The sequence below is a fragment of the Synechococcus sp. JA-2-3B'a(2-13) genome, assembly GCF_000013225.1.
Lineage (GTDB): Bacteria > Cyanobacteriota > Cyanobacteriia > Thermostichales > Thermostichaceae > Thermostichus.
This window is the reverse complement of the sequence record NC_007776.1, coordinates 2,336,727-2,360,032: the sequence shown is the minus strand read 5'-3', so window position 1 is coordinate 2,360,032 and position 23,306 is coordinate 2,336,727. Positions and strand designations below refer to the sequence as shown.

Below are 23,306 nucleotides of genomic sequence, written 5' to 3'. Positions count from 1 at the left end.
ACGGGTTGGGGCTTGATAGATTTCGTAACTTTCCCAAAAAGGCAAGGGCGACCTTCACCAGGGGAAAGCCGCCCCGATCTGCGAGGATGTTGGGTAGGGGATCCCTTAGCGCAGCTGCAGTCCGCGGGGCTGCTGGCCATCTTTCATGTGGATGGTATCCACAAAGCGCACCGTGCGGGATTGGCTGGAGATCACCAAGGTCTCGGTGCGGGCCCCACCCCCAAAGAAACGTACCCCGCGCATCAAGTCACCATCGGTGATCCCGGTGGCAGCAAAGAGGACTTCCTTGCCACTGGCCAGCTCCTCACACTCCCACACCTTGTCGGGATCCTCAATGCCTTTTTCTTTGAGTTCCCGTCGCGTTTCCTCCACAGGCGGCAGGTAAGTGCCCGCCTGAACTACTTCGGGATCGTAGATCAGCCGACCTTGGAAGTGGGCGCCCAAGCACCGCAGAGCAGCTGCCGAGATCACTCCCTCAGGAGCAGCCCCGATCCCCATCAGGGCATGAATGCCGGTGCCATTGAAGCCTGCCGAGAGAGCCGCCGAGATGTCGCCATCGGTGATCAGCTTCACCCGCGCCCCCGCCTCTCGAATTTGGCGAATCAGATCGAGGTGGCGCTTGCGATCCATGACCACCACCGTCAGATCGGAGATCTCCCGATCCAGGCTTTCGGCGATGATCTTGAGATTTTTCTCTGGCGGATAGTCGATGTGCACCTTGCCCTTAGCCTGGGGCGGAGCTGCCAGCTTCTGCATGTAGATGTCCGGGGCATGGAGAAGGCCACCTTTCTCAGAGATGGCCAGCACGGCCATGGAGCCATTTTGGCCTTTGGCCACCAGGTTGGTGCCCTCGCAGGGATCCACAGCAATATCGATCTCCACCAGCTCTTCCACACGGCAGAACTGCTCAGCATCCGGGCGGGTACAGATGCCCACTTCTTCGCCGATGTAGAGCATGGGGGCCTCATCGCGGGTTCCTTCCCCGATGACGATGCGACCGCGCATAGGGATCTGGTTGAGTTTCTCCCGCATGGCCTCTACAGCCACCTGGTCGGCGGTCTTGTTGTCCCCTTTGCCCATCCAGCGGGCGGCGGCAATGGCAGCCTGCTCCACGACTTCGATGATCTCTAGCCCCAACTTGTTGTCCACGATGTGCCCCCTTGCTGATCTCGGAATGGTGAAGGCCAACTTAAGGATATCTTCAGACTCTTCCCCTCAGTTTACCAGGGCAGGCTTCTCCTCGGGATCCCATTCTCTCAACCCCAATAAGCTGAGAGAACAAATCTCCCAAAGCCAGTCAGGAAGAGCGATCCCCGTCTTGGCGGCTTACTATTGCCGCTTGGGGATCAGGGATGGTAGCCTATTTTAAGGGCAATAAGTTTTTCTTAACGCCATTAAAAAAACGCAATGAAAAGATACGCTTTTGTCAACCGTTCCGGACAGGTTCAGGTGATCCGAACGATCCCCGGCCACTGGGAGCGCACCCTCTTTCCCGGCCAGCAGGCGATTTTTGAGGCGGAGCCGGACGACTATCTGGAAGTCTACAGTTGCTGCTGCTCCACCGCCATCCTGGAAGAGCGCCGCCTCTGTCGCTATCTGGTGGATTCTTCCTCGCCTGAGGTTGACCTCTACCTGTGGTCATCTTCGCAACGGGGAACTCTGGCGGATGCGTTGAATGGTTGACAGGCTCTAGCGGCTGGCTTCCACGCGGCAGTAGAAGGTGTCTTGGCAAGAGGACTCGGCTTGCCCAGGATAACTAGATTGGGGATCGCTTCTCCTGAGGCCGATCCCCGGATTTTTCAGAGGGCGGACGCGGCTCTGGAGAAGGGGCATCGGGGGGACGGGTCAGGCAACTGCCCCGCGCAGCATTGCGAAAGGTATCGATGCGCTCCACGCAATTTTGATGGCCGCAATAGGGGCAATACAGGCGATCCCCAGGTTGGGGCTCCACATCGGCCTGGCTCCACCACCGCCGACAGCGGTCACAACAAAAGTGATAGAGGAACTCCAGCGCCACTCTCATGGGATCCCTTGCAGAGCTGAGCCGATCAGCATGGAAAAATGGGCATTATCCGGATCCCGGCAGTTGGGATCCGTCGCTATCTATCGAGTTAAGGCAGAGTCATTATGAGTATGGTATGTTAGGTTTGGTTTACATTTGCACTTTACCGCAAGGAGCGTTGATTTATGTCTCAGGAAGGATGCCTGCGAGTGGGGCAGCCCGCTCCCGATTTTTCGGCCACCGCCGTCTATGACATGGAATTCAAGACGGTGAAGCTCTCCGACTACCGGGGTAAGAAGTATGTGGTGCTGTTCTTCTACCCCTTGGACTTCACCTTTGTCTGCCCAACGGAGATCACGGCCTTTAGCGACCGCTATGACGACTTTGCCAAGCTGGATACCGAGATCCTGGGCGTCTCGGTGGACAGCGAATACTCTCACTTGGCCTGGATCCAGACCGACCGCAAAGCCGGAGGGGTGGGCGAGCTAAGGTATCCTCTGGTCTCTGACCTGAAAAAGGAGATCAGCGCTGCCTACAATGTTCTGGATCCGGAGGCCGGTGTGGCGCTGCGCGGCCTGTTCATCATCGACAAAGAAGGGATCATCCAGCACGCCACCATTAACAACCTGGCCTTTGGCCGCAGTGTGGATGAAACCTTGCGCACCCTGCAAGCTATCCAATACGTGCAATCTCACCCCGATGAAGTTTGCCCGGCCAACTGGCAGCCCGGCCAGAAAACCATGCACCCCGACCCAGTGAAATCCAAGGAGTTCTTCGCGGCGATTGCCAAGTAGGTTGGCCCAGATCCTGCCTCAGGGATCCCGGGCTTTTTCGGGTATGGCTCCAGCCCCGGGTGGGCTGGGGCTTTTCTTCGCCAGGGGCAGCCCGACTCTTCCCAAAAGGGACAAGCAACAGCAGAGGGGCTGGGGGTGAGGGCCGTCGGCAACCGCTCCAGAACCAGGTGCCCGCGAACAAATAAAGATCCCCTGAATTGACCAGGGGATCCGACAAGACAAGGGCCGCTGGACTTAGTCCCAGGGTTTCCCGCCGGTGAACTTGTAGGTAATCGGCTCTTTGTTTTTGCCGATGTTGCGATCCACTTTGCCGACGGGCTCACGGCCTTCGTTGACCTTCTCAGGAAAAACGCCATCTTTGGGATGCACCAACACAGGCTCTCCACCCGCCGGAATGCGGAAGATCTGGTAGTCGTTGATCTTGTAGTCGGATCTCAACTGGGCACCCAGCGCCAAACACTGCTCTTTGCGGGCAAAGGTGAGAAAGTTTTTGCCTTCCACCATTTCGGCAGCGCCGCCGGTGGGCATTTCAAACACCTGCCCCGGCTTGCCCGTCCAGGTAATGACGTATTTTTCTTCGGTTTCGGCTGCGCTCAACAGCCCTCCGGTGGATCCCCCAAATAGAGGCAGCTTTGCTCCCTGACGAGGATCGCCTTCCATCACAGCCATAGTCTACCTTTCTCAACTCGTTGTGGTTTGCGGTGGTTTGCCTTGTCCAAACCGCGGTTTGCGGCGCGAAGCACTTTGAATCTACCACTGACTCGATTTTTGGCCCCAGTTCCGCCTGGGAACTGTAATCTTTCGTAGCAGACTGGCTGGCCCTCAGACGGATCCCTGGGCGCCCTGTAGGCCACCATAGAACAAGCCGGAGACCCACAGCTTTCTGGAAAAGGAACAGCGCCCATGGCCCAGTGGTCCCTCCATCCCAGCTCGCAATCCAACGCTAGGGTCATTCTCATTCCCACCGCCTTTGGCCACGATACTCAGGCTCCGATGGCCATTCTCAATGCCGGTTCGGAGCTGTGTGCCTTCGAGCCGAGGTTGGGGATCGATGTGGATAAGCTGGCGGTGGCGCAGTTGCCGGGGCTGGTGGATGAGCCTCCCTACGGCATGTGTGAGGCGGCGGTGGCTCAAGCTTGGAGACGACAACAATGGCCGGTGCTGTTGCCCTCAGTCTTGGCTGCCAGTTGGGGGGCCATTCGTGCCCTTTGGAAGCACTACCCAACTCTGAGTGTGGTGCATTGCAGCGCCCATGCCAATCTGATGCCGCCGCCGGAGATGAGCCAGCCGGATCAAGATACAAGCTATGGCAGTGCTGCCTGGGTGGAGTTGCTCTACCAGCACATGCTGCCGGTGATCCATGTGGGGTTGCGCAGCGGCAGTGCGCGCGCCTACGCATGGCTGAAAGCCCACCACAGCCCAATATTCTGGGCCCAAGATGGCTGGGATCCCCAGCAGGTGGTGGCCTCTTTGCCGGATCAACCGGTGTTTTTGGTGGTGGACTGCAGTGTGCTGGATCCTTCCTTAGCGCCCGCGGTGCATCACCCAGAGCCAGGGGGGGTGAGTTGGCCGCAACTGTTGCAGACCTGTGAGGCCATCTTTGCCGCTCGTCCTGTGGTTGGCCTTTCACTGGGAGGGGTGGCGGTGGGATCCGCAACACGGCAAACTGCTCGCGTGGTGGCCCGCCTGCTCAATTGGTTGCTGGCCTGCTATGCCCTTCACTCCCTGAAGGTGACCGCTCAACCGCAACCTGTCCAGACGGTTTAAGCTGCTCAGGTCTGAACATTCATTTGGGATGGTCGAATGAACCTGATACATTCACGCTGAACTCTCCTGAACATGGTTCAGGAAAGAAGCGATCGCATCCTGCCTATCTCTGTTCGCGTCAGCGGGACGGAGTCCAAACAGGAAGGCGGTATCCCGCAAAGCCCTGAGGAATACCCCCCGAGCGCTTTCCCCCTTCACTTCCCGGCAACCGTTGCGGTGGACTCAAGGATCAGGGGGAAACTTGGTCTACTATATCCCTCTCAATGACTTTTGCCAAACCGCCTAAAGCTCAGTAAATTCAGCAAAGTTCAGGGTTTTGGGGGTTAGAGGCATGCTCTATCGCCGAATAATCTTCCCGCGGCTGTTGGATTTAGCTCTCTCGGGGGAAGGGATGGAGCGCTATCGGCGGCAGCTTCTGGCTCATGTGCAGGGATCCGTTCTGGAGATTGGTTTTGGCACCGGCCTCAACCTATCCTGCTACCCAGAGCACATTCGAAAGATCACAGGGGTAGATCCCAATCCCGGCATGGGATCCCTGGCTCGTCGGCGCATTGCCTCTTCTCCCATCGCCGTTGATTGGCAGGTGGCGGATGCCCAGAAACTGCCTTTTCCAAGCCAGAGTTTTGATAGCGTGGTTAGCACCTGGACATTGTGCAGCATTCCTAATGTGGCCAAGGCTTTGAGAGAGATCAGGCGGGTGTTGCGAGCAGGGGGAAAGCTGTTTTTTCTCGAACACGGCCTCAGCGAGGATCCCCAGGTGCAAAGATGGCAAAATTGTCTTAACCCTATACAAAAGGTAATCGCAGATGGCTGCAACCTAAACCGAGATATGGCTCGGTTGATCCAGGGAGCGGGGTTTCGGTTTGAGCAACTGGAGCGGTTTTATATGCCTGACCAGCCGAGATTCATTGGCTACACCTATCAAGGCATGGCGCTTCCCGCCGCGGAAGGAAACTTCCAGTTCTAGGTCGTGTTGATCTTATGTTAGGATAGAGGGAATAATTTATAGAGGAAAGAGGATGAAGTTGGTTTTTTTAGATGAAAACAAATGGCAGAAGATATTGGCTTTTTTACAGACAGAAGAGAGAGTTAACATTGGGAAAGAAGCAAACTGCAAACAGTTTATTGAAGCAGTTCTTTGGATAGCCCGTTCCGGTGCTCCTTGGCGCTACCTCCCAGAAGGATATGGCAAATGGTACACCATCTATCAAAGATTCCACCGGTGGAGTCGTTTTGGAGTGTGGGAACGGATGTTCAAGTATTTTATTGACGACCCTGATTTAGAGCATCTCATTATTGATTCAACCATGGTTCGAGCGCACTCCTGTGCTGCCGGAAAAAAGGGGAGCAAGCTTTGGGGAGAAGCCGAGGCGGATACAGCACCAAGATTCATGTGAGTGTAGATGGGTTGGGAAATCCGCTGGAATTGAGAATAACTGGCGGAGAAAAGAGCGATATTACTCAAGGGGAAGAATTGATAGAGGGCTGGCAGAGAAAGGATACCAAAGTAATTGGGGATAAAGGATATGATGCGGATAAGTTGATTGAGAAGATAGGGGAAGCTCAAGCGGTTATTCCGCCTAAAAGGAATAGAAAGACGCAGCGGCATTATGACAAGCATCTGTATCAAGAGAGGCATTTAATCGAATGCTTTTTTCATAAGTTAAAGCAGTACCGGCATCTATTTTCTCGTTTTGACAAATTGGCCAGGAACTTCTTGAGTTTTCTCTATCTCGTCAGTGCTCTCTTTTGGCTCAAATGAAAGATCAACACAACCTAGAAGACTTGAGCAGCCACCAATTTTCCAACAGCTCTCTACCTGTTCGCCTTTCTAATCACACAGTCTAATCACACAGTTGCAGACGGGATTGCGGCTGCCGCATGGCCGGGTCGATCTCGTAGGTCAGCTCAAAGTTGATCACCCGCCAGCGCTGAGGGGATCCACCCCTATCCTCTGGGATTTGGGAGCTGAAGCTGACGGGCAAGCCATAGAGGCGAGGTGGGCCGGGGCGACGGTGGGATCCCTGCTCCAGATAAGGGGTGAGCAGCTGGCGGTAGCGCTCGGCCACGATCACCTGAGTGGCTCGCATTCCTTGCATGCGCAGCCGATCCAATTCTTCATGAATCTCAAAACGGATCCCATCGGCGTGGGTGTGCTGACGAAACCAGCGACCTTCCCAAAAGCGCCAGCGCCGTCCGGATTGCAGGTGTACCAGCTCCTCTTGTTCGGCATCCGCCTCAAATGCACCATGGCGAGGGCAGAGGTAGGTATCGGTCAGGGTGAGGGCCGCAATCGTTTGCCGACAGTGGGGGCACTGAATGCTGGGGCCGAAGATCGGGTAGGAAAAGGCAACAGTCATAGGAAACCCCACAAAACGCGGCTGGATATCTGGGCAAATCCGCAGTTGTCCACATTATAGATGTTGCCTTTTGGGGATCCCCATGACAAAACCGGAGGAGATCTTCTAAATTAGGAGGTAGGGGGGATGCGCTCGAAGTCTGTACTGATTCTGGGCGAGCCTCAAGGAGCTCCGCGATAGCAACGGGGAGTGGGTGGTACCCACTTCTTTGCTTTTTGAGGGGGCTTACTGTCCCCTTTGCCGGCTCCGGCTCAAAGGGGTTTGGATCTGGCGGCAACACCCGGTTGGTGACAAGTTGGTTATGGTTCACCCTCTTATTCCACAGTTGGAGAGCTTGGCCCGTCCCTTGGCCGCTCAACTGGGATACCAGTTGGTGCAGATGGTTTTCCACACCAACCAGCATCCGCCAGTTCTGCGGGTGGATATTCGTCCACTGGATCCCGACCGAGAAACCAGCCATGCCGATTGCGAAGCCATGAGCCAAGCCTTGGAAGTCGAGCTGGATCGGGTGGATCTGATCCCAGGCCAGTATGTGTTGGAGGTGTCCAGCCCTGGCATCAGCAACCTTCTCACCAGCGATCGCGACTTTGTGGTTTTCAAAGGGTTTGCGGTGGAGGTGACCTTGGATCCACCCTACAAGGGCAAAGCCGTTTGGTCAGGACACCTGCTGGGTCGGGATGAGGAGAGGGTTGCCTTATCCCTCAAGGGGCGGCGAGTTCAGTTGCCCCGCGCTTCGGTGCAGCGGGTTGCCCTCTCATCGGAAACTGACTAGGAGACCGGAGATAGAGAGAGCGTTTGACCGCAGGTGGTGCGGCCCTCCCTTCGCATCAGAGATGCGGGTTCAGTTCCCGCTGTGGAGCAATAGCAACAGCAAGTTTCACGAAGTTTGTGCAGGAGGACAGTGGTTATGGCGATGGTGCCTCTGCCGGGTTTGGCGGAAATGGTGGAGATGATCTCGCGGGAGCGCAACTTGCCCCGCCATGTGGTCACCGATGCTCTGCGAGAGGCGCTGCTCAAGGGCTACGAACGCTACCGCAAAACCATCCAGCGAGATGTGGTCTTTGCAGAAGACCACTTCCGCAATTTCGATGTGGAGTTGGATGTGGAGGCAGGAGGCTTTCGCGTTTTGGCCACCAAAGCCATCGTTGAGCAGGTGCAAAACCCCGACCATGAGATCTCTCTGTACGATGTGCAGCAGGATTACCCAGAAGCCGAAGTAGGCTGGGAAGTCACAGATGATGTCACCCCACAACAGGCGGAATTTGGCCGCATGGCGGCCATCCAAACCAAGCAGGTGCTGGCGCAAAAGTTACGGGATCAGCAGCGCCGTCTGATTCAGGAAGAGTTCCGCGATCTGGAAAAAACCGTACTGCAGGCACGGGTGCTGCGCACCGAGCGGCAGACGGTGATCATGTCGGTATCCAGCGGTTTCGGACAACCTGAGGTGGAAGCAGAACTGCCCAAGAAGGAACAGCTGGCCAGCGATCGCTACACTCCCAACGCGGTGATGAAGGTCTATCTCAAGAAAGTCTATGAGGGATCCCGGCGGGGGCCACAGCTTTTGGTTTCCCGGGCCGATGCTGGCTTGGTGGTGAACCTGTTTGCCAACGAGGTGCCAGAAATTGAAGAGGATATCGTGCGGATTGTGGCAGTGGCGCGGGAGGCCAACCCCCCTTCCCGAAATGTGGGGCCACGTACCAAGATTGCGGTCGATACGGTGGAGCGGGACGTGGATCCGGTGGGGGCCTGTATTGGCGCGAGGGGATCCCGGATTCAGGCGGTGGTAGCAGAGCTGCGCAACGAGAAAATCGATGTCATCCGCTGGTCGCCGGATCCTGCCACTTACATTGCCAATGCCCTCAGCCCGGCCAAGGTGGTGGAGGTGCGGCTGGTGGATCCGGAAATCCAGCAAGCTCATGTGTTGGTCAACAGCGACCAGCTCAGTTTGGCCATTGGCAAAGAGGGGCAAAATGTGCGCCTGGCAGCCCGCCTCACCGGTTGGAAAATCGACATCAAGGAAGTGGAGAGCTACCGCGCAGCGCTGGAGGAGGCCCAAGCGCAAGGGTTGCCCTATCCCTTCATCACTCCAGCGGCACTGGAGCGCTTCCAGCGGCGGGCAGAGCGGGCTGCTTTGGGCCTAGAGGATGAGGAATACGAAGAAAAGCGCCGCCTGGAGGAAGAGGAGCTGGCGGGGGACGATAGGCTGGAAGAAGACTGGGCTGACGAAGAGGAGGACTTCGACTACGACGCCGAGTTCGACATTGCCCAGCCGAAGGGGTAATGATATACGCTCTACCCTCACTTTGCCCGTACACTTTGCTCGTAGAGGGCGGCTTCTGCCGGAAGTCTGGGCTTTGGAATGAGTTTTGCTGCAGGGGATCGCGGTTGCACCGAGACCGCAATGGCGCATGTGGGGTTTTCCTGCCTGCTTGGGCAGAACTTCCCTGTTCCGGCAATCTGCATTGGTGAAAGATGCTAGCTTTTGTTAGCATGCAGGAGCCAAAAAAGTTCGGCAGGCAAATCAAAACTCTTCCGAGCCAGAACCCAAACCTCAATCCAACACAGCGGGATCCCTTGGCTAGTTCAGAGTTTGCCCTGGAGCAGTTGCTCTTTGCCCCGGCCACGCCTGACCCCGACGCAGTGCGGGTAATCTACGCCTTCCCCAACACCTACGCAGTGGGGATCACCAGCTTGGGCTATCAAGTCATCTGGAGTCTGCTGGCCAGCCGCCGGGATGTGGCCGTCTCCCGCCTCTTTACGGATCTGGCTGAACCCCTGCCCCGGGAGCCGGAGCTGTTCGGCTTTTCCCTATCCTGGGAGCTGGATTATGTCCATATCCTGGCTCTGCTGGAACGGCACGGGATCCCTCCCAGATCTGAGGAGCGGGAAGAAGCCCACCCCTTGGTCTTTGGCGGCGGCCCGGTACTGACGGCCAACCCCGAGCCTTTTGCTGAGTTCTTTGACCTGATCTTGTTGGGGGATGGGGAAGGTCTTCTGGAGAAGATGATCGAGGTCTATCGGGAGGTGCGCCAGGGATCCCGGGCTGAGAAATTGCAGGCGCTAGCGCAGGTGCCAGGGATCTATGTGCCCGGCTTGTATGAACCCCAATACCGGGAGCCCGACGGCCCAGTGGAGAAGGTGCTCCCCAAAGTGGCCGGGATCCCTAGCTCCATCCGCAAACACACCTTCCGCGGCAACACCCTCTCGGTTTCTACGGTGGTTACCCCCAAAGCGGCTTGGGAGAGCATCTACATGGTGGAGGTGGTGCGCAGCTGCCCGGAGATGTGTCGGTTTTGCCTGGCCAGCTATCTCACCCTGCCTTTCCGGGTGGCGGATGTGGAGGGGCATTTGATCCCGGCGGTAGAGCGGGGGCTGCAGGTCACTCAGCGGATTGGGTTGCTGGGGGCTTCTGTAACCCAGCACCCCCAATTTGAGCAGTTGCTGGAGCACTTGGCCCAGGATCGCTTCGAGCAGGTGCGTCTCAGTTTGGCCTCGGTGCGCACCGCTACCGTAACCCCACGTCTGGCGCAGGTACTCTCCCGCCGGGGCAGCCAGTCCATTACGGTGGCCATCGAAAGTGGCTCAGAACAACTGCGCCAGATCATCAACAAGAAGTTAAGCAACCCGGAAATCTTGGCAGCAGCAGCCCACGCCCAGGCTGGAGGTCTGAAGGGCATTAAGTTCTACGGCATGGTAGGGATCCCGGCGGAAACCCAGGCGGATTTGGAGGCCACAGTGGATCTTTTCCAAGAGCTCAAAAAAGCGGCTCCCGGCCTGCGCCTAACGCTGGGTTGCAGCACCTTTGTGCCCAAAGCCCACACCCCTTTTCAGTGGCACGGGGTGGATCCCAAAGCCGAGAAAAAACTGCAGTTTTTCCAGAAACACCTGCGTCCCTTGGGGGTGGAGTTGCGCCCGGAAAGCTATAGCTGGTCGGTGATCCAAGCCCTCATCTCGCGAGGGGATCGGCGGGTGGGAAAGGTCTTGCAGTTGGCGCGGGACTTTGGCGAATCTTTGGGGAGCTACCGGCGCGCTTTCAAAGCGCTTAAAGGGCAACTGCCGCCTCTGGATTACTACGTGCACAGCCACTGGGATCCAGGGGATCCCTTGCCTTGGCAACACATCGAAGGGCCCCTCACCCCAGAGCGACTGTTGCAACATCGCCAGGAAGCTCTTTCTGTTCGCATCCCTTAGAGATGTCTATTGGGGTTGTTTGCAGGCCGCAATGCTGCTGGCAATGACCGCCTCGGTTTCGGCCAAACCTTTCCAGCCCAAGATCTGGGTTTCTTTCTTTTCCAAGCGCTTGTAGGTGGCGAAAAACTCCGCGATCTCATCCAGGCGGTGCTGGGCGATGTCTTCTAGCTTGGTCACTGCAGCATAGCGGGGATCCTTGGCAGGCACACACAGCAGCTTCTCATCCGGATCCCCGCCATCGATCATCTGCAACATGCCCAAGGGTCGCACCGTGACCACACACCCTGGGAAAGTGGGCTGATCCATGATCACCAAGCCATCCAAGGGATCCCCATCCCCGGCCAGCGTGTTGGGCACAAAGCCGTAGTCGTAAGGGTACTGCACCGAGGAATAGAGCACCCGATCCAGCGCCATTGCTCCCATGTCTTTGTCGAACTCATACTTGTTTTTGCTGCCGCCGGGAATCTCAATCAAGATGTTGAGCAGGCCGGGCTTGGGTTGGGCAGGGATCCGCGACAGGTCGATCACAGCAAGCACCCTCGGATTGGGAATAGACAGCCAGAGGGTATTCTGACATACTCCTTGCCCCAAAGGACAGAGACTCTTGACACTTGCCGGGAACAGGCGGGACGAAACCCTTAGCCGCCTTCACATTGCTTCACATTATTTTCTCCACGTCTGGCTTAGCGTCGCATCTTCCTCGACGAGATGGGAGACTGGGTTTTCTCTCCCCCTTTCCCTCAGCAGGCCCAGAGCCGCCTGGAAGGATAGGGTTCCGGATCCGGCTTCCTTGATTGGCTCAGACATACTCCCCGGGCAAGATTCGAACTTGCGACCAATCGGTTAACAGCCGACCGCTCTACCGCTGAGCTACCGAGGATCAAGCGTTTCTCATCATAGGGGAAAAAAGGACTGCTAGGCAACTGCCGATGAGGGGTTCTGGTTTGGCCTTGGGATCCCTGCTCAGTGGAGCGGGCTTGATTTTGCTCAATTGCTCGCCTTTCTCAGGTCTATCTGACGGATCCAGGGGACAAACCCTGAAAACGCCCTCGTCAACCGAACGGAAGCCATTACAATGGTTACGGACATTTGCCAGCGCCCCTCATGGACTTCGGAGTCGGATTTCTCTCCAACAACGTCATGCTGCCGATCCTGGATTTTTTCTATGGGATCGTGCCCAGCTATGGACTGGCCATTATCTTCCTGACGTTGGTGATCCGCTTTGCCCTCTACCCGCTCAATGTGGGATCCATCCGCAACATGCGGCGCATGAAGGTGATCAGCCCGGTGATGCAGCGGCGGATGCGAGAACTCCAGGAGAAATACCGAGACGACCCGCAGAAGCTTCGGGAAGCCCAGGCCAAGCTTTACAGCGAGCTGGGGGCCAATCCCTTGGGGGGCTGCCTGCCACTGCTCATTCAAATGCCAGTGCTGTTTGCCCTGTTTGCCACCCTGCGGGGCTCCCCCTTTGCAGCGGTGACCTACGATGTCAACTTGCAGATCCTGCCGGCGGAAATGGCGGCTGAGGTGGTGCCCGCCCCCTACGTCAGCCCCAGCAAGAACATTTTTGTCACCGACTCTCTCCACAAGCCGGTGGTGCTGGTGGAACCCAAAGGCACCAAGGTTGCCGTTGGGGAGGAGGTGCAATTTCTGCTTCAAGGGCCGGGGGGCAAGCCTTTTGAGCAGTTGGTGGCCGAAGCGGGTGGGGATCCCAATCTGTTACAGCCCACCTGGAAGATCACCAAAGGAGAAGATCGTGCCCAGATAAAGCCGGATGGCACCTTGCTGGCTCTGCAGCCGGGGGATGTGACCGTGCAGGTGTCTATTCCCGGTTTGGCCTCTGAGACTGGCTTTCTGTTCATCGACAAGTTGGGCCGTGTGGGAGCCTTCGACGAGGATGGCACCATCCACTGGGATATCATCGCCATGATCGTCATCTTTGGGGTGTCCATTTACCTGAACCAGTACCTAACCAATGCCGGACAGGATACCGGCAAAGAGGATCCCAGCCAAAGTTCCATGGCTCGCATCACCCCTGTGCTGTTCTCGGCGATGTTCCTGTTCTTCCCTCTGCCGGCAGGGGTTTTGCTCTACATCCTTGTCTCTAATATCTTCCAAACGGTGCAGACTTTCCTGCTCTCGCGGGAGCCGTTGCCGGAGAACTTACAGCAGTTGGTGGAAGAGGAGCGTCGTCGGGCTGCCCAGGCGATCACGGTGGAGGCCAAGGAAGTGGAAAAATCGACCAAGCCCAGAGCAGCCAAGGAGGGACGGGAATCCTTGCCCTTTGAGCCCTAGGGGATCCTCGCTGTTGGGGTGGACTTGTGGTGGAGTGTTGATACCTGATACATTTACGCTGAACACTGCTGAACATCACTGTTCAACTATGCAGCGATAGCATTCTGTTTGTTTCCAAACAGAATGGCGGTATCCCGCAAAGCTTTGAGTAGAATACCCAAAGCGCAGTTTCCGTGTCGTCTTACTACCAATTTTCTGCTTTGCTTTGGCTACCATGTTGGCAGACTCGAAAGTAAACAGAAAGATCAACTGGTAGTAATCCGTACTGAACATATTATACATTATTTTCAGTATAGTTGAGCTTATTATTGACTAGAGTCATGCTCTTCAAAGTTGGAAGCTGCCCAGGATGAGCCGTCCTAAGTCTTCTACGGGATCTGCTGCTAAGAAATCTGAGGGAACCGTTGCCCCTTCGCCAAACAAGTCCACCTTTGCGGCCAATCAAGAGCGAGCCAGGCAGTGGTTACAGCAGGTGCTGGCGGCTATGGGGATCCCAGCGGCGGTGCGGGTGGTGGGGGAGGTGCTGGAAATCGAGGCGTCTTCTTTGACCCCAGCTCAGAAGCAACTGCTGTTGGCGAAAGCCCCCCCCTTGCCCTCTCCATCTTCCAGAGATTCCCCTCAAGAGGAGGATCGCTCCCCTGTGGTGCTGGATGCGTTGCAGTACCTGGCCAACACCCTTCTCAACCTGAACCAGCCGGAAGACCAGCAGCAGCCCTACATTTTGGATTTGGACGGCTATCGGCAGCGGCGTTTGCAGGAGCTGAAGGTTTTGGTTGCCGCTGCTGTGGAAAAGGTGAGGGCCACTGGCCGGGAATACGAGTTTCCCGATCTCTCGGCTGCCGAGCGTCGGCAAATTCATACTCTCTTGAATGACCCTGCCTATGCCGATCTGGAAACTTTCAGCCGTGGCAAAGAGCCTGACCGGCGCTTGGTTATCCGTCGGGCAGCTTCCCCATCTTGAGAGTGGGCAGAGGGCTGGGAACAAGTTGGCCCTCTTGCTACGGTGACGACAGGGATCCCGGCTATCCAAAACGTGCGAAAGGGGGCGCAATGTTAAGGCCAATTCGTCTATCCGATCTGCGGCAGATGCCGGATCAAACCCAAGAATTGCAGTTTAGGCAGTTTTTTTCGGGCTTTGAGAGTTTGACCCCTGTGGAGGGATCCCTGGAAGTCAGCCATCGGGGCCATTTTCTCGAAGTGAGTGCTGAAGCTCGTACCATTGTCACCCTCACCTGCCACCGCTGCCTCCAGCAGTTCAACCACCGGCTGCACCTGGAAGTTGAGGAGATCATTTTGATTCGGGATCCCGAACCTCTCCCCTTGGAGCTGGAACTGCAAGACGAAGAAGATCTGCTGGAAAGCCTGCCCCCCAATGGTGAGCTGGATGTCGAAGACTGGATGTACCAGCACCTGCATTTGGAGATGCCCCGCCAGTTGCCCTGCCGTCCCGACTGTCCGGGCATTGCGGTGGAAGCTACAGCACCAACGGCGGATCCCCGCTGGGCAGCCCTAGCTTCTCTCCTGGAAGACTCTCCCTAGCTTTTTTGATGTTGCGCCCACAAGTTCTCTGGCGTTTTGCTCGACCCCACACCGTCTACGGCACCAGCGCCAGCGTGGTGGGCCTCTACCTGTTGGCGGGGTTTGTGGCTGCCGGATCCCTGCAACCGGTTCTCTCGGCGCTGCCCCAGTTGGTCTGGGCTTGGGCGGCCTGTCTGGCGGCCAATGTCTACATCGTCGGCTTGAATCAACTGACGGATGTTGAAATCGACCGCATCAACAAACCCCATTTGCCCTTGGCTGCTGGATCCCTGAGTTGGCGACAGGGGGTGGGGATCGTCGTGGGTTGTGGAGCGGCGTCCGTCCTGCTGGCCATGGCCGGGATCCCCTACCTGCTGCTGACGGTGCTTTTGAGCAATGGGATCGGCACGGCCTATTCGCTGCCCCCCTTGCGGTTGAAGCGTTTTCCGCTGGCGGCCTCGGCTTGCATCTACAGCGTGCGGGGTTTGATCGTCAATTTGGGCCTTTACAGCCATTTTCAGCAGGTGATGCAGGGAAGGGTCGAGCTTTCAGCCCCAATTGTTTGGCTGACGGGGTTTATGTCGATTTTTGGGTTGGTGATCGCCCTTTTCAAAGATATTCCCGACATGGAAGGGGATCGCCAGTTTGCCATTGCCACCTTCTCGCTGCGCTTTGGGCCAGGGCGGATCTCAAGGTTTTGCATTAGCATTTTGGCCTTGTGCTATCTGGGATTTATCGGGGTGGGGATCTCTTTTCTCCTTGCGGGCAACGGCCTCTGGCTGTTGGTGAGCCATGTGTTGGGGCTGGGGATCCTCTTGGGCTATGGTGTCCATCTGGATCTCAGCCATCGGGAGGCGATTGTTGGCTATTATCAACTGATCTGGAAGTTGTTTTACTTGGAGTATTTGCTTTACCCTTGGGCCTTTTTCTCTTTTTTCTAGAGCATTTTCCTGGAGGTAACGATCTCCCCAAACTCAGACAGGAAAAAATCTAGAGATACCGCCTCATTTGCACTCGAAAGCGGCCTTTTTTCGTTTCGGCTACCTCTTCGATTTGCAGCCGACCCCGACCGCGAATGGCAATCCAATCCTGAGGGCCAACGGTGTAGCTGGCTTGGGTAATGGGCTTCCAATTGACCCGCACTTCCCCCCGTTGGATTTCTTCCACCATTTTGCTGCGGGAGATGCCAAACCCGGCTGAGGCTACCGCATCCAGGCGCAAAGAGGCTTCCACGCTAGTGATGGATTTGACGCGGGGGGGTTGAATGTTCAACTGGCTCAGGGGGATCCGGCCTACTTTGACAGGCACTGTGCGCACCTGCGTCAGGTTTAGGGTGAGGTAATCCACCATTTCGGGCACAACGATGGCCTGGGCGCCTGAGTCCCCCAACAGGAGGATGTCTCCCACTTTCTCGCGGGCGATGCCGGCTCCCAAAAGGGCTCCCAGAAAATCGCGGTGGGTGGCCGGGTCGAAGAGAAAGTTGCCCTGAATCTGAATGGCGGCCAATGGGATCCCTTCTGGGTCGGACTTTGGATCCCGGACATCCAGACCCACCTCAGAGCGAGCTAGGGCCAAGCGCTGGCGCTCTGCTTGAGGGTACCCTCCCCAAGCCCACACTTGCAGTTCGGTCAAGTTGCACAGCCGAGCTTGCACCTCTGCTATTTCCGGTGGCGAGAGGAAGTCGCTCCAGACCACTTGCCAGGTCTTGAGGGCTTGCTCTCCCAAATCCAAGACCCGTGCCAAGGTTTCTCGATGCTCTGCCCCTCGCAACAAATCGGCTCTGGGTAGCATTTGGGGTGCTTCGACCTCTGTGGTTCAGTCCCGTTTTTCCCATGCTAAGCTAGATAGCCGGAATCACGGCGGGCGTAGCCAAGCGGTTAAGGCAGAGGATTGTGGATCCTCCATTCGTGGGTTCGAGTCCCATCGTCCGCCCTTGAGGGAAATCGCGAAAATCCAGTCAGGGCAAGGGCTGCAGAGGCCAGTCCATCTATCTAGACCCTGACAAACGAAAACAGACAACACCCTATCTGGACGCAAAAATCGTGAAGGTATTCGTCAAGGTGATCTGGAGCACCTGCCTCTCCCTCTCAAAACAAGCTCTGCTGTGGTCTTTCAGGTTAGGGTGAGCTTCTGGCCCCCTGCATTATTGCTCCGCAACGCCGACGCGAGCAACGTTTTGGGTGTGGGCACAGTATCCTAGTTTGAATCGAAATGACCATGACGCTCTGCTTGCGGATGGACTCACCAGGACTTTGTCCCGCTATCGCGAACACAGCTCAAGATTAGGGTTCCCACTTCGTCAATGACACCTGTCCAACCGGCTTCGATCACCGCCGTTGCCTCCGGCATCTCGACAATTGCCGGCCCGCGCAGTTGAAACCCCACATCCATGCGCTGCCGATCGTAGACCGGCACCGAGCACATCCTGCCCCCAAACCATGCCTCTCGCCGATCCTTGAGGGGATCCCCTGGCAAGGGGGGGGGTGCGGTCAAAGGCACGGTGGGTAGGGCCTGCACCGCCTGTAGACGCAACTGAATCACCTCCACCGGCTGGGCCAAATCCTGCCATCCATAGCGTTGTCGGTGGGCCTGGTGAAACTGTTGCTCCAGATGAGGAATCGGATCTGACAACTGCACCGGGATCTCCAACTCAAAAGACTGGCCGCGATAGCGCAAGTCCAAGCTGAAGTGCAGCGCCGGCTCCTGCAGATCGGCTCTCGCCTGGCGGATCAGGGGTTCTGCCCATTGGGCCAGCAGGGATCCCCCTGAAGCGGACGTGAGCTGCCGCAGAGGTTGGAGGATGGCCCGCCGATAGTCTCGCCGCAGATCTGCCAGAGCCATTCCCAGCGCCGAGAGCACCCCACAGGCAGCCGGGATCAAGATCGTGCGGATGCCCAGCTCTTCTGCCAAAGCACAGGCATGCATGGGCCCGGCTCCGCCGAAGGCCAACAGGGCAAAATCGGCGGGATCCAAACCCCGCTCCACGCTGATCACCCGCAAGGCCCGCGACATAGCGACGTTGGCCAAGGTGCGAATGCCAACGGCAGTTTCCTGCAAGCTCAAACCCAAGGGATCCGCCAGCGTGGCAATAGCCTGTTCCGCCAGCTCCCGCCGTAGCTGCACCGAGTTGCCCAGCCGCCCGCCATCCGGCAGGTACCCCAGCCAGAGGTTGGCATCGGTAACCGTCGGAGCCCTTCCCCCCCGACCGTAGCAGGCCGGCCCGGGGTTGGATCCGGCACTCTCTGGCCCCACCTGAAGCCCACCGCCGGGCAGCAAATGGGCCAGGGATCCGCCGCCGGCACTGACGGTGTGGATATCAATTTGGGGCTGTTGCACGGGCAAGCCGCACACCACCGCTGCGGGAGTAACCTGGGGGATCCCATCTTGGATCAAGGCCACATCCGTGCTGGTTCCCCCCATATCGAAGCTGAGCAAGTGGGGGTAGCCACTCAGGCGACCCAGATAGGCCGCCCCATAAACCCCGCCTGCCGGCCCTGAGAGCAAAGCCACCGAAGCATGGGCCGCCGCCTGAGGGATGGAGGTCACGCCGCCGGAAGACTGCATGATCAACGGTTGGGGGATCCCTCGCTCCCGACATCCTTGGGCCAAGCGGTGCAGGTAGCCCGCCAATGCCGGGCTGAGGTAGGCATCGATGGCGGTGGTGCTGAAGCGCTCGTATTCTCGGAACTCCGGCGCCACCTCGCAAGACAGGGAAAGGTGTAGCTCCGGGAAAGCCTGTCGCAAGGCCATTCCCAGCCGCTGTTCGTGCTCCGGGTAGAGAAAAGAAAACAAAAACCCCACCCCAATAGCGCGGATCCCATCCCGCTGCACCCGTTCCCCCACCTCCTGCACCACCCGCCGGATTTCGGCATCGGTGAGCGGCTCCAACACTCCACCCACGCTGCAGCGCTCCTTCACCTCCAGGCAATGGTGGCGGGGCACCACCGGCTCCGGCTTGGGCTGTGTCAGGTCATACAGAGAGGGGCGGTTTTGACGGGCAATGGCCAGCACATCCCGAAAGCCCGCCGTGGTCAAAAACAGGGTGGGGGATCCCTTGCGCTCCAGCAGCGCGTTGGTGGCTACCGTCATGCCATGACAGAAGAGGTCAACCCAGAGCACCCCCAGCTTGTCCAGCGCCGCAAAGACCCCCTCCTCAGGGCTGGGGGTAGACAGCACCTTCGCCGTCTGCATCTGGCCATCCTGCAAGAGCACCAGATCAGTAAAGGTGCCCCCCACATCGATCCCCAGGCGGGCCAAGCTGCGGCTTGCTTCCGTCTGATCCAGATTGGCCGGATCGAGGTTGCTACCCAACGCTGATGCGACCATGGCTTCCATCGTGCATTTCTTTTGCCTTCTTCTGGGGCCAGCCCTTGGTCGGACTATGGCTATGACGCCTGGCTTTTGTAACGGCAGAGACAGGCTGACCGGCGCCCCTTCGTGTAGCGAGTGTAGCTCAGCAACTTCTGTCTTTTTTGGAGCATGACTCTAGTCAATAATAAGCTCAACTATACTGAAAATAATGTATAATATGTTCAGTACGGATTACTACCAGTTGATCTTTCTGTTTACTTTCGAGTCTGCCAACATGGTAGCCAAAGCAAAGCAGAAAATTGGTAGTAAGACGACACGGAAACTGCGCTTTGGGTATTCTACTCAAAGCTTTGCGGGATACCGCCATTCTGTTTGGACTCCGTCCCGCTAACGCGAATGGAAACAAACAGAATGCTATCGCTGCATAGTTGAACAGTGATGTTCAGCAGTGTTCAGCGTAAATGTATCAGTTTGGAATAGTCACCACCTCTAGCTCGGAAGTCCATCGTTGCCTTTCACCAGCCCTGCCCGAACGGCATCCAAGAACTGGCGGGCAGTGCGACCGGAAAAGCCGTTTTGCTGTTGGGCCCAGATTAAGGCCTGGCGGCGCAGGGCATCCAGAGATTGGGTGAAACCCAGCCGCTGGGCCAAGTGTTCTACGGTTGCCAGGTAATCTCCCTGGGTGAAGGGGGTGAAGGTGAGGGTGAGGCCGAAGCGATCCCGCAGCGACAGCTTTTCCTGGACCGTATCCCAGGCGTGGACTTCTTGATCTTGGGGATTGGGACGATCGCCAAAAAACTCGCGGATGAGATGGCGGCGGTTGCTGGTGGCATAAAGGCGCACGTTGGGGGGCGGCGCAACGAGATCCCCCTCCAGGAGCACCTTGAGCTGCTTGAACTCGGTTTCCTCTGCCTCAAAGGAGAGATCGTCCACAAACAAGATGAAAGGCAACACCTGCGCCCGCAGCTCTGCCAAAATCTCCGGCAACTGAATCAAGTCTGTTCGCCTCAGCTCCAATAGGCGCAGCCCCTGCAGGCCGTAGCGGCGCAACAAGGCCTTCACCAGAGAAGACTTGCCGGTGCCCCGCGCCCCGTAGAGCAACACATGCAAAGCCGGATCCCCCCGCAGCAGGGCTTCGGTGTTGGCCGCCAACTGCTGTTTCTGCCGTTCGTAGCCGTAGATCTCCTCCCAGTCAGACAGATCGGGAGCAGGGATCCCTTCTAGCCCTGCTGGCCCCCAGCGAAAGGCCCAGTAGCGACCACAGAGCCCTACCCCCCTTTGGCGGTAGTGGGCAATTAAGGTCTCCAAGCTCTGGCCCCAATCGGCAAAAGAGCGGGGATCCCAGCCAGCGCTATCGGTTTCCCCATCGGGCCAGGGGATCCCCAACCCCAACGCCTGCATCTGCTCGGCAATGGTCTCCTGACTGTCCGCTAGGGTTTGCAGACAGCGCAGGTCGTGGCGGGCCGCCTGCATAAGAGGCTCTGGGATCCCTTGGGGCTGCAGCGCTGCACGGGCAAAGGGGTTATCGGCCCAGCGGATCTCCCGGATCAGCCATTGCCGCCAGCTCAGGCCCTGCCGGGCCAAAAGCTCAAACCAGCGCCCGTAGGCCCTCCAGCACGGCAGGGGATCCCCACTCATCAACTGCTGGATTAGCTCCTGCCAGGCTAGGGCTAGGGGGTGGGTGCAGATGTCCCGGAATACCAGCAGCTTGGCCGCTGCTTCTGCTGCTTCTTGGAGGGGGGTCATCGCTTGAAGCCGCTCTAACTTGGCGTTGCTTATCCGCTCCCTAGGGGAGGAGACTGGGGGTAGTTGCGTTAACAACACGGAGCGCTTGAGTTACCTGGCATTGTCCCGCCGGCCCAGTTCATAGAGGCCTCCGCCGACGCAGGCGATCAGGCCGCAGGAGACGGCCCAGCTTTTGCCCAAGGAGATCTCCGTCAGGGCTACCACCAAGCCTGCTGCCAGCAAAAAGGGAAGGGTGCTCAGCAAGGAAGCCAAAGCTCCACTGGGATCCCATAGCAATTGCTTTTCCCAGCTCTCCTGCAGCTTTTGATGCAGCGGCGAAAACCCCCACATCAGTCCCAAGCCCCACAGAGCCGTGGCGGCCCATAAAGAGGGGCGAAGCATCTCCCAGCCCACAAGTCCAACCCCAACGGGATCCACCGGTCAACTCCCAACCCTGCCTTTCTAGGCTAGCGGGATTGGGCCCAATCGGTGGCGGTAATGGTGGTGCCAGGAAATTGAATGGGGTTGCCCAAGCTCTGGATTTGGGCCTGGAGAGCTGGCAACAGCCGCAAATCCAAAAGCGGCTCCTCCACGATCTCCGCCGGGATCAGATCCCGTTCTAGGGCAAAGTGGGCCGTGTGGCCGGCGGCGGTGCCAATGGCCCATTCCACCGGATGCACCCGGTAGGAGGCACTGGCAATGCGGCTGGTGGCGATGTTTTTGTTGCCGGCCAAAAGGTTGTCGATGCGCTGGGGGATCAGAGCCCGCAGGGGGATCTGGTAAGGGTAGCTGGGGGCCTGCGCGTCTTTGTTGTTGCTGGGAGGCAGCGAAAAATCCGGCAGCAGGCAGTCGTGAAAGTCGATGGGGTACTGGCCCACCCCCACTGAGTCGTAGAAGATAAAGGGGCGACCACGATTCAACTCCGATTCCCGCGTGGTGATATCCGACTCGTAGATGGTAAATCCTTCTGGGTAGGAGAGGCTGGGCCGACCAATGATGCGCCGCGACTCGCGGATATAAGGGTACTTGGAGAGGCCGCTGGCAGTTCCCATGGGGGTATTGGGCCCCCGTAGGTAGGCATAGCGCAAGTAGAAGTCTTTTTGAAAGTTGGGATCCTCCTGCTGCAGGAGAAAATCCGTCCTTCCCGCCACCAGCCAGTAGAAAAAGCCCTTAGCATGCTGCTCAGCTCGCCGCAGGGCTTCCACCCGCAGGCCCCCCATCCAGTCGCCGGGATCCAACTGGCCTGAAGCCTGCAACTGCTCGTGGGTGAGGATGAAATTCTTATCCGGCCCTGTGATGCGCCAGTCATTGCCCCAGGTCCAGTTCTGCATTGACTGATCCCCCACCCGAATGGCCTCTTCCCCAAAGCCGAACACCTGCCCCCGGATGCGGCGGTAGGTGAAGATCAGCGCAAAGTTGAAGCGAGGGTGTTCGTAACTGTAGTAGGGGCCGTGCAGGGGATCGTTGTAGAACTCCGGCTTGACCGGCACCTGCGGCACAGCAGAGCGCTCCAGGACAAAGGTGTAGGTGAAGCCCTGGGTACAGTAGGGATCCACGTAGGGCTTGGAGCTGGGTTCCCAGCGGCTTTGGCCATCAGTTCCCAGGCGGTAGGGCACCCGCGCCAAGGGCAGCAGCTCGCCGGTTTCAGTAGCGTCGATCACCACCCAGGGCAGGGTTTTGTCTTGGCGTTCTGGCGGCGGCTCAAAGCGCAGGATCTCCTTGTCCCAGTCCTCGGTGGGTTCTAGACGATAAAAATCGAGAAAGTAGCTGGAGAGATCCCCTCGATTCTCTGGCTGGACGCTGGCGTGTTTGGGGATGTTGCGGATGGCCTGCACGCTGCGGATTTGGTAATCCGCAATCTCCAAGTCTTTGACCACCGTCTCCGTAAATAGCCGCAACTGCCCCGACTGCAGATAGGGATCCAACATCTCCCGAATCACCTGGTGGCCCACCTGCGGGGAAAAGCAGAGCACGCTCACCCAGCATTTGCCCGGATTGGGATCCCCGCCGTATTTTTCCCGTACCCGCCGGCGAAACTCGCTGTAGCCTTTGGGGAAGATGTCATTTTCTCGTTGCAGGGGTCGCTCGTCCAAAGCGGAGACTCCCTGGGCGCTCACCTGCCCCCCGATCCAATCGGTGATCTCCGTCATGCACACCTGCCGGCCCAGTTGCAGCGCGTCATAGGCCGCCGCCACCCCCCCCAGCCCACCCCCGGCAATGAAGATCTCACAGGGGATGCGGGTTTCCGGCAAGGGCTGGGCCAGAGCCGCTCCGGCGCCCAGGATCCCTGCTCCCAAGGCTACCCTGCTCCACCCCGGAAGGTTAACCTGAAGTTTCATCGAA

22 protein-coding genes and 2 tRNA genes are annotated in these 23,306 nt (G+C 57.8%); 13 read left to right on the top strand and 11 right to left on the bottom strand.

From position 1 onward, the window contains the following. Positions 1-105: 105 nt before the first annotated feature. A complete protein-coding gene (gene glpX, locus CYB_RS10750) occupies positions 106-1,149 on the bottom strand; it encodes a class II fructose-bisphosphatase (RefSeq protein WP_011433831.1) in 1,044 nt (347 codons plus the stop codon). Positions 1,150-1,407: 258 nt separating this feature from the next. On the opposite strand from glpX, the gene CYB_RS10745 reads away from it, so the two are divergent. Further along, positions 1,408-1,683 (top strand): DUF1830 domain-containing protein, encoded by a 276-nt coding sequence (locus CYB_RS10745; RefSeq protein ID WP_011433830.1) that lies wholly within the window; start codon positions 1,408-1,410, stop codon positions 1,681-1,683. Between the two features lie 73 nt (positions 1,684-1,756). Here CYB_RS10745 and CYB_RS10740 read toward each other — a convergent pair whose 3' ends face one another. Next, positions 1,757-2,023: a hypothetical protein gene (locus CYB_RS10740; protein WP_011433829.1), complete on the bottom strand. Its 267-nt coding sequence runs from the start codon at positions 2,021-2,023 to the stop codon at positions 1,757-1,759. Positions 2,024-2,187: 164 nt separating this feature from the next. Here CYB_RS10740 and CYB_RS10735 point away from each other — a divergent pair, with 164 nt between their 5' ends. Further along, positions 2,188-2,796 carry a peroxiredoxin gene (locus tag CYB_RS10735; RefSeq protein WP_011433828.1) on the top strand — a complete coding sequence of 203 codons (609 nt, stop codon included), beginning with the start codon at positions 2,188-2,190 and terminating at the stop codon, positions 2,794-2,796. A gap of 234 nt (positions 2,797-3,030) precedes the next feature. Here CYB_RS10735 and CYB_RS10730 read toward each other — a convergent pair whose 3' ends face one another. Beyond that, positions 3,031-3,465 (bottom strand): photosystem I reaction center subunit II PsaD, encoded by a 435-nt coding sequence (locus CYB_RS10730; RefSeq protein ID WP_369791755.1) that lies wholly within the window; start codon positions 3,463-3,465, stop codon positions 3,031-3,033. Positions 3,466-3,699: 234 nt separating this feature from the next. Between CYB_RS10730 and CYB_RS10725 the strand changes: the two genes are divergently transcribed. From CYB_RS10725 to CYB_RS14555, 3 genes are all read left to right on the top strand, one after another. Then, positions 3,700-4,563, top strand: coding sequence for an arginase family protein (locus CYB_RS10725; RefSeq protein WP_011433826.1), 864 nt, complete (start codon positions 3,700-3,702; stop codon positions 4,561-4,563). 331 nt (positions 4,564-4,894) lie between these two features. Then, a complete protein-coding gene (locus CYB_RS10720) occupies positions 4,895-5,530 on the top strand; it encodes a class I SAM-dependent methyltransferase (protein ID WP_011433825.1) in 636 nt (211 codons plus the stop codon). 52 nt (positions 5,531-5,582) lie between these two features. Beyond that, positions 5,583-6,325 (top strand): IS5-like element ISSoc13 family transposase gene (locus CYB_RS14555; RefSeq protein WP_148202704.1). Its coding sequence is split into 2 segments (ribosomal slippage): positions 5,583-5,901 and positions 5,901-6,325, totalling 744 coding nucleotides; the frame shifts between segments, so codons are not numbered across the junction. 82 nt (positions 6,326-6,407) lie between these two features. Here the strand turns inward: CYB_RS14555 and CYB_RS10705 are convergent. Further along, positions 6,408-6,923 (bottom strand): TIGR02652 family protein, encoded by a 516-nt coding sequence (locus CYB_RS10705; RefSeq protein WP_011433824.1) that lies wholly within the window; start codon positions 6,921-6,923, stop codon positions 6,408-6,410. A 301-nt stretch (positions 6,924-7,224) separates the two neighbouring features. Here CYB_RS10705 and rimP point away from each other — a divergent pair, with 301 nt between their 5' ends. The 3 genes from rimP to CYB_RS10690 all read left to right on the top strand — a co-directional run bounded on the left by rimP (position 7,225) and on the right by CYB_RS10690 (position 11,114). Continuing rightward, positions 7,225-7,695 carry a ribosome maturation factor RimP gene (rimP, locus tag CYB_RS10700; protein WP_011433822.1) on the top strand — a complete coding sequence of 157 codons (471 nt, stop codon included), beginning with the start codon at positions 7,225-7,227 and terminating at the stop codon, positions 7,693-7,695. 135 nt (positions 7,696-7,830) lie between these two features. Then, positions 7,831-9,204, top strand: coding sequence for a transcription termination factor NusA (nusA, locus tag CYB_RS10695; RefSeq protein WP_011433821.1), 1,374 nt, complete (start codon positions 7,831-7,833; stop codon positions 9,202-9,204). 293 nt (positions 9,205-9,497) lie between these two features. Then, positions 9,498-11,114, top strand: coding sequence for a B12-binding domain-containing radical SAM protein (locus tag CYB_RS10690; protein ID WP_011433820.1), 1,617 nt, complete (start codon positions 9,498-9,500; stop codon positions 11,112-11,114). A 6-nt stretch (positions 11,115-11,120) separates the two neighbouring features. On the opposite strand, the gene CYB_RS10685 is transcribed toward CYB_RS10690, so the two are convergent. Together CYB_RS10685 and CYB_RS10680 are read right to left on the bottom strand one after the other, a co-directional pair. Then, positions 11,121-11,639 carry an inorganic diphosphatase gene (locus CYB_RS10685; protein WP_041437514.1) on the bottom strand — a complete coding sequence of 173 codons (519 nt, stop codon included), beginning with the start codon at positions 11,637-11,639 and terminating at the stop codon, positions 11,121-11,123. 283 nt (positions 11,640-11,922) lie between these two features. Then, positions 11,923-11,994, bottom strand: a tRNA-Asn gene (locus tag CYB_RS10680). 224 nt (positions 11,995-12,218) lie between these two features. Between CYB_RS10680 and yidC the strand changes: the two genes are divergently transcribed. From yidC to CYB_RS10660, 4 genes are all read left to right on the top strand, one after another. Continuing rightward, positions 12,219-13,409 carry a membrane protein insertase YidC gene (gene yidC, locus CYB_RS10675; protein WP_011433818.1) on the top strand — a complete coding sequence of 397 codons (1,191 nt, stop codon included), beginning with the start codon at positions 12,219-12,221 and terminating at the stop codon, positions 13,407-13,409. 349 nt (positions 13,410-13,758) lie between these two features. Further along, the gene (locus tag CYB_RS10670) at positions 13,759-14,370 is read left to right on the top strand and encodes a protein jag (protein ID WP_041436702.1); all 612 of its coding nucleotides are present in this window, start codon (positions 13,759-13,761) and stop codon (positions 14,368-14,370) included. An 89-nt stretch (positions 14,371-14,459) separates the two neighbouring features. After that, positions 14,460-14,948 carry a YceD family protein gene (locus tag CYB_RS10665; RefSeq protein WP_011433815.1) on the top strand — a complete coding sequence of 163 codons (489 nt, stop codon included), beginning with the start codon at positions 14,460-14,462 and terminating at the stop codon, positions 14,946-14,948. Positions 14,949-14,956: 8 nt separating this feature from the next. Next, positions 14,957-15,868, top strand: a complete 912-nt coding sequence (locus CYB_RS10660; protein ID WP_011433814.1) for a homogentisate phytyltransferase — start codon at positions 14,957-14,959, stop codon at positions 15,866-15,868. Between the two features lie 49 nt (positions 15,869-15,917). Here the strand turns inward: CYB_RS10660 and CYB_RS10655 are convergent, their stop codons facing one another. Then, entirely contained in the window at positions 15,918-16,718 is an 801-nt protein-coding gene (locus CYB_RS10655; protein WP_041436700.1) for a photosystem II S4 domain protein, read from the bottom strand. Positions 16,719-16,786: 68 nt separating this feature from the next. Between CYB_RS10655 and CYB_RS10650 the strand changes: the two genes are divergently transcribed. Then, positions 16,787-16,859: transfer RNA gene (locus CYB_RS10650), tRNA-His, on the top strand. 309 nt (positions 16,860-17,168) lie between these two features. Here CYB_RS10650 and CYB_RS10645 read toward each other — a convergent pair. From CYB_RS10645 to CYB_RS10630, 4 genes are all read right to left on the bottom strand, one after another. Further along, entirely contained in the window at positions 17,169-19,262 is a 2,094-nt protein-coding gene (locus CYB_RS10645) for a hydantoinase/oxoprolinase family protein (RefSeq protein WP_238376769.1), read from the bottom strand. Positions 19,263-19,727: 465 nt separating this feature from the next. Further along, a complete protein-coding gene (locus CYB_RS10640; RefSeq protein ID WP_011433811.1) occupies positions 19,728-20,984 on the bottom strand; it encodes an ATP-binding protein in 1,257 nt (418 codons plus the stop codon). A 90-nt stretch (positions 20,985-21,074) separates the two neighbouring features. Then, positions 21,075-21,365 (bottom strand): hypothetical protein, encoded by a 291-nt coding sequence (locus CYB_RS10635; RefSeq protein ID WP_011433810.1) that lies wholly within the window; start codon positions 21,363-21,365, stop codon positions 21,075-21,077. Between the two features lie 65 nt (positions 21,366-21,430). Continuing rightward, complete coding sequence (locus tag CYB_RS10630) at positions 21,431-23,302, bottom strand: FAD-dependent oxidoreductase (protein ID WP_011433809.1); 1,872 nt, start codon at positions 23,300-23,302, stop codon at positions 21,431-21,433. Positions 23,303-23,306 lie beyond the last annotated feature (4 nt).

Bases quoted from the DNA above. Each gene is read 5' to 3' on its own strand.
- CYB_RS10745 (WP_011433830.1), top strand. From the start codon at position 1,408: ATGAAAAGATACGCTTTTGTCAACCGTTCCGGACAGGTTCAGGTGATC.
- CYB_RS10740 (WP_011433829.1), bottom strand. From the start codon at position 2,023: ATGAGAGTGGCGCTGGAGTTCCTCTATCACTTTTGTTGTGACCGCTGT.
- CYB_RS10735 (WP_011433828.1), top strand. From the start codon at position 2,188: ATGTCTCAGGAAGGATGCCTGCGAGTGGGGCAGCCCGCTCCCGATTTT.
- CYB_RS10730 (WP_369791755.1), bottom strand. From the start codon at position 3,465: ATGGCTGTGATGGAAGGCGATCCTCGTCAGGGAGCAAAGCTGCCTCTA.
- CYB_RS10725 (WP_011433826.1), top strand. From the start codon at position 3,700: ATGGCCCAGTGGTCCCTCCATCCCAGCTCGCAATCCAACGCTAGGGTC.
- CYB_RS10720 (WP_011433825.1), top strand. From the start codon at position 4,895: ATGCTCTATCGCCGAATAATCTTCCCGCGGCTGTTGGATTTAGCTCTC.
- CYB_RS10705 (WP_011433824.1), bottom strand. From the start codon at position 6,923: ATGACTGTTGCCTTTTCCTACCCGATCTTCGGCCCCAGCATTCAGTGC.
- rimP (WP_011433822.1), top strand. From the start codon at position 7,225: ATGGTTCACCCTCTTATTCCACAGTTGGAGAGCTTGGCCCGTCCCTTG.
- nusA (WP_011433821.1), top strand. From the start codon at position 7,831: ATGGCGATGGTGCCTCTGCCGGGTTTGGCGGAAATGGTGGAGATGATC.
- yidC (WP_011433818.1), top strand. From the start codon at position 12,219: ATGGACTTCGGAGTCGGATTTCTCTCCAACAACGTCATGCTGCCGATC.
- CYB_RS10670 (WP_041436702.1), top strand. From the start codon at position 13,759: ATGAGCCGTCCTAAGTCTTCTACGGGATCTGCTGCTAAGAAATCTGAG.
- CYB_RS10665 (WP_011433815.1), top strand. From the start codon at position 14,460: ATGTTAAGGCCAATTCGTCTATCCGATCTGCGGCAGATGCCGGATCAA.
- CYB_RS10660 (WP_011433814.1), top strand. From the start codon at position 14,957: ATGTTGCGCCCACAAGTTCTCTGGCGTTTTGCTCGACCCCACACCGTC.
- CYB_RS10655 (WP_041436700.1), bottom strand. From the start codon at position 16,718: ATGCTACCCAGAGCCGATTTGTTGCGAGGGGCAGAGCATCGAGAAACC.
- CYB_RS10645 (WP_238376769.1), bottom strand. From the start codon at position 19,262: ATGGAAGCCATGGTCGCATCAGCGTTGGGTAGCAACCTCGATCCGGCC.
- CYB_RS10640 (WP_011433811.1), bottom strand. From the start codon at position 20,984: ATGACCCCCCTCCAAGAAGCAGCAGAAGCAGCGGCCAAGCTGCTGGTA.
- CYB_RS10635 (WP_011433810.1), bottom strand. From the start codon at position 21,365: ATGCTTCGCCCCTCTTTATGGGCCGCCACGGCTCTGTGGGGCTTGGGA.
- CYB_RS10630 (WP_011433809.1), bottom strand. From the start codon at position 23,302: ATGAAACTTCAGGTTAACCTTCCGGGGTGGAGCAGGGTAGCCTTGGGA.